This is a genomic window from Candidatus Neomarinimicrobiota bacterium, assembly GCA_041862535.1.
Taxonomy (GTDB): Bacteria; Fidelibacterota; Marinisomatia; order SCGC-AAA003-L08; family TS1B11.
Window position 1 is genome coordinate 1 of the sequence record JBGVTM010000379.1, and the last position, 4,556, is coordinate 4,556.

Annotated in this window: 4 protein-coding genes and 2 tRNA genes; 3 read left to right on the forward strand and 3 right to left on the reverse strand. The window is 54.0% G+C overall.

Annotated elements, in window-relative coordinates; translation table 11 throughout:
• The 3 genes from ACETWG_13635 to ACETWG_13645 form a co-directional block, all read left to right on the forward strand.
• On the forward strand, positions 1-550 hold a 550-nt coding region (locus ACETWG_13635; GenBank protein MFB0517625.1), incomplete at its 5' end, for a hypothetical protein.
• A gap of 404 nt (positions 551-954) precedes the next feature.
• Complete coding sequence (locus ACETWG_13640; GenBank protein ID MFB0517626.1) at positions 955-1,947, forward strand: medium chain dehydrogenase/reductase family protein; 993 nt, start codon at positions 955-957, stop codon at positions 1,945-1,947.
• Positions 1,948-1,977: 30 nt separating this feature from the next.
• Complete coding sequence (locus ACETWG_13645; protein ID MFB0517627.1) at positions 1,978-2,355, forward strand: hypothetical protein; 378 nt, start codon at positions 1,978-1,980, stop codon at positions 2,353-2,355.
• Positions 2,356-2,611: 256 nt separating this feature from the next.
• Here ACETWG_13645 and ACETWG_13650 read toward each other — a convergent pair.
• From ACETWG_13650 to ACETWG_13660, 3 genes are all read right to left on the reverse strand, one after another.
• Positions 2,612-2,684: transfer RNA gene (locus ACETWG_13650), tRNA-Lys, on the reverse strand.
• 3 nt (positions 2,685-2,687) lie between these two features.
• Positions 2,688-2,763: transfer RNA gene (locus tag ACETWG_13655), tRNA-Lys, on the reverse strand.
• Between the two features lie 192 nt (positions 2,764-2,955).
• Positions 2,956-4,556, reverse strand: a 1,601-nt coding sequence (locus ACETWG_13660) for an Ig-like domain-containing protein (GenBank protein ID MFB0517628.1), incomplete at its 5' end; no start/stop codon positions are given.

The window sequence follows — 4,556 nt, forward strand, 5'->3', positions numbered from 1 at the left end:
CAGCAAGGATGCCAGGCAGTTCACCCTTACCGCCGGCTGGCTGTATACTTCACCGTGGATTCTCTTCTTCAGGGTGAAGGTTGGTCTTCAATACGAGGAGGGTGTAAATATCAGAGGAGTGGGGAAGTACTCTACGTCGGAACAGGAAGATGGACGATTTGATGTGATTGGCCGCACTCCAACCCGATTATACACTGGCATAACAGTCGAAATGAGGCGCTGGCTGTCGCTTGTGGCTGGCTACAACCGGGTAAAGTGGAAGGAAGTCCGTGATGACGTGAAGGATCAGGACGAGTATGCACTTAACCTGAGAGTGCGGTGGTCCACCTCATTGATGACTACATTTGGCGTATTCTCAACAGATATGAAGCATGCACTGGATTATTTTAATTTACCGGAAAATGCATTTAAAGCCACCTATCTGGTAGTGGGACTCAGGAAACATATTGGTTCGCTTTCCCTGGAGGCCGCGGTCGCCGACAGTCACCACAATTCAGGAGCATGGCGGGAGCAGACCATACTGAAGTTGGGCATCGGTGTTAGTCTATAATAGTCAGATGGGGCAGTGGATGTTGGGCGCTACCTTACAGATCGGGAAATCGCTTAGATGGCAGTGCCAGAAAGTGCTGAGGCGATCAAGATGGTGCTGGTGAAGTAGCGAAAAGCAGTAACTGGGAACATATAACTGCAAAGCCCTGGTTACCCACCGGGGCTTTCTTGTGTGACCCGGGGGTAATTCCCGCTTTCAGCGGGACTTAAGCCCGCCTCAGGCGGAGCGAATCCCCTGACCAGCGGATTATCCCGAAGGGATCCCTGCAGGAAAAGTCCGCTGGGCGCCGAGGAGAAATTTGCGTAGTGTGCGATATATTACAGCAAGCTTGAGCGCTGTATAGATATCTACTAGCCTGAAATCAATTGCAAATGATAACATCAAAGATGAAATATGGGCGGGCTGTGAAATACAAAAGCATCATCGTAACCAGAAGAGGTGGCCCGGAAGTTCTCGAGATAATAGAGCATGACCTGCGCCGGCCATCAGCCGGGGAGGCACGGATCAGGATTCTCGCCACGGGTGTATGCCAGGATGATATTGCCGCCCGTCTTGGCAACCGGCCTTTTCTGCCTAAGCTACCGTTCGTGCCGGGTTATTCCATCCTTGGAGTCGTGGATGCCATCGGCGAAGGTGTCACCAACGTCGGCGTGGGTGACCGAGCCGCCGCTTTGACGAATTTCGGGGGGTATGCCGAGTATATCTATTGGGAAGCGGGAACGCTGGTTCACGTTCCCACTGCCTTGGACCCGGCCGAAGCTGTAACACTCATCCTGAACTATCTGGTTGCGTACCAGGCGCTGCATCGGTCGGCACAGGTCGAGCCTACCGATAAGATACTCATTATCGGTGCCAGTGGTGGTGTGGGAACCGCCTTTCTGCAGCTGGGCAAGCTGGCTGACCTCACCATATACGGGATAGCCTCGCGCAGCAAACACCGCGCACTGACCGAATACGGAGCGACGCCGATTGACTACCACACGCAGGATTTTGTCGATGTGCTCCGGCAGGCGGAGCCTAATGGCCTCGATTTTGTCTTCAATGGAATGGGGGAGGAATATCTCAAGCGTGGTTTGGCGGTGCTGCGGCGTGGCGGCACGTTGGTGCATTACGGTGCCCCGCAGAGTATCTCACGCTTTTTGCTGCTTTTGGCCGAGTTCGCTTTATTCAGCTTACTGCCGAATGGAAAGGTGCTTAAGGGATACGGAACGCATCGAGTACCTCATCGGCTGCTCATGGAAGATTGGGCGATACTCTTCCAGCTACTGGAAGAAGGCAAAATAAAGCCCATCATTAGTGCAAAGTTCCCCATCTTGGAGGCAGCCCGGGCCAATGAACTGCTGGAAAGGGGTCAGGTCATCGGGAATGTCGTTTTGTTGGCGCCCGAATTGTTGTAGGTTCCTCTGAGTATGATCCAGGGAGTAGAAATGAGCACTACATTGTTTCGTATTACAGGCGTGGGACTGTTTTTCCTCTGCATCTTTCTTTCCGGTTTCTGGCTGAGCCATTCCGGAAAGCCATATAGTTCGATGATCCTGAACATTCATAAATTGATTGCACTAGCGGCGGTCGTCTTCCTAGTTATAACCGTCTACCGGATCAACCAGACGGCAAAGCTGAGCCCGACCGAATTCATCGCCAGCGTTGTTACCGGCCTGCTTTTTCTCGTCACCATCATTTCAGGCGGTCTAGCGAGCCTCCCCCGAACCATGCCAACAGCACTCCTGATCCTGCATCATCTCCTGCCCTACTTTACGGTTCTCTCCACCGCCGTGACTCTGTATCTGCTGGTTAGCGGCAAGTAGCAGAAAGCCCTCCAATCCCATCGGAAATGGGGGCTTAGAAGACGTGACCCGGGGGGAATCCCCCGAAGGGGTCCCTCCGGGAGAACCCCCGACCAGCGGATCGTATTTTGGTGGTAGGGGTGTACAGGGGGAATGAGTCTGTGACCCCGGGGGGAAATTCCCGCTTCCTGCGTGACAAATCCCGCCTTAGGCGGGGCGAACCCCCGACCAACGGATCGCATTTTAGTGGTATAGGCGTACCGTGGGAAGGAGTCTGTGACCCGGGGGGGAATCGAACCCCCGACCAACGGATTAAAAGTCCGCTGCTCTACCGACTGAGCTACCGAGTCGGTTGGTGCGCCACGAAGGACTCGAACCTTCAACCAACGGATTAAGAGTCCGCTGCTCTACCATTTGAGCTAGTGGCGCCGTTCAGTCGGCGGGCAAAGTTACCAACATCACTAAGTTAATGCAAAAGGCCCCGGATGAATGGGGCTTTTACTTTTTCTTGTTGCTAATTGTCAGTTCATCCTTCGACGGACTCAGGATGACCTTCGGTCACTTCAGCAGCACCCTTCGGCAAGGCATCGGCGTGAGCTCAGCCAAGCGCTCAGGGCAAGCCTACTTCAACAAGAGCATTTTGATGGACTTGATATAATACGGCGTTCTCATCCTGGCAAAATAAATGCCTCCAGGCAGCTCTCCGCCGTTGTTGGATCTTCCTCGCCACACGATCTTGTAGCTGCCCGGAGCCGCATCAGCATCGACCAGCCGACAAACCTCTCTTCCCAGCGCATCATAAACCGTGATATTCACTGTGGTTGCCTCAGGGAGGTCGAAACGGAGAATAGTACCGGCATTAAAGGGATTCGGGTAATTCGAATGCAGAGCAAATGCCGTCGGTACGACATTGTTCTCCAATACCGGATTGCGACTCAAGTCGATGGTAAAGCTGAGAGGACCATTATTGGCCCAAATCGTGTCTTGCCCATCGGTGGCCCTGACATTCCATTTCCAGGTAATGAGCCCTGAACTGGGGATTTTCCCGGCTGACTTGATTTTTTCAAACACGTAAGAATTGGATAGTGCTAAGGATGGGTCAATAATAGTAGTGTCAATTGACACAGGTTTCAGCAATTCATCGGTTACTCGTAAGAGGTACTCTATTCCGTCGTTGTCGTAATCTTCAGCCGTTTCCCATATGAAAACGAGGGCACTATCCGGATGTTGAGCATTGATAGGGACCGTTGAATTGGGCGGGGGTTCCAGCAGGGCAAAAGCCCCCGGTGGATCGGGCACGGCTATTACTGTGCACCGGAAGGTGTCGCTGTCGGCAGCAAGGCCGTCAGTTACCGTAACAGCTATTCTCGCTTCACCATTCCAGTTCTCGGTCGGGGTTATAGTCAGTAAAGTCCCCTCGACGTTGACAACGACATCAGGAGTGTCACTATCGGCGGTGAATGTCAGGATATCCTCATCCAAGTCACTGGCCGCCAGGATTATCTGGCAGGTTTGATCTTCGGAAAAGGAGGTATCGGGGACGTCTGTCAGGATGGGCGGATTATTTGTATAGCTTGAAAGCGCTACCACGGCCGTTCCCTGGGAGGAAAAGATTCCCTCTCCGCTGCTGTAGCCAGGTACTACATATGGGAACTCAACGGCTTCGCTTTCATCCCACAGGCGGTAACTAATGGGATGCCCGGGGGTGAACCCGTCAACCACTTCCGTGGTGGTGGGGTCGTCGGTCGAGGCCACTAGGGACAGATACGGATCGATCGGGCCCATGACCACGCCGGCCCCGACACAGTAGTCGCCATCGAAAATCCCTATCTCGTCACCCGCTGCCAGGTCTAAACCGTCAATCCGGGCGCTGGTCACGTAAATGTTCATTGCCAGATAGGGGTTGCCGGTGTAGACCAGAGAAAAATGGCTGGGCGGGACGATGGTGGCCCCGGAGAGCGCCACCAGGGCCGTACCCTGGGACGAGAAAGTCCCATCACCGCTGGTGTAGGTGGGGGTCACATAAATGACCTCAACTCCTTCGCTTGCATCCCACAGGCGGTAACTGATGGGATGCCCGGGGGTGAACCCGTCAACCATTTCCGTGGTGGTGGGGTCGTCGGTCGAGGCCACCAGGGACAGATAGGGATCGATCGGGCCCATGACCACACCGGCCCCGACACAATAGTCACCATCGAAAATCCCCACCTCGTCACCCGCTG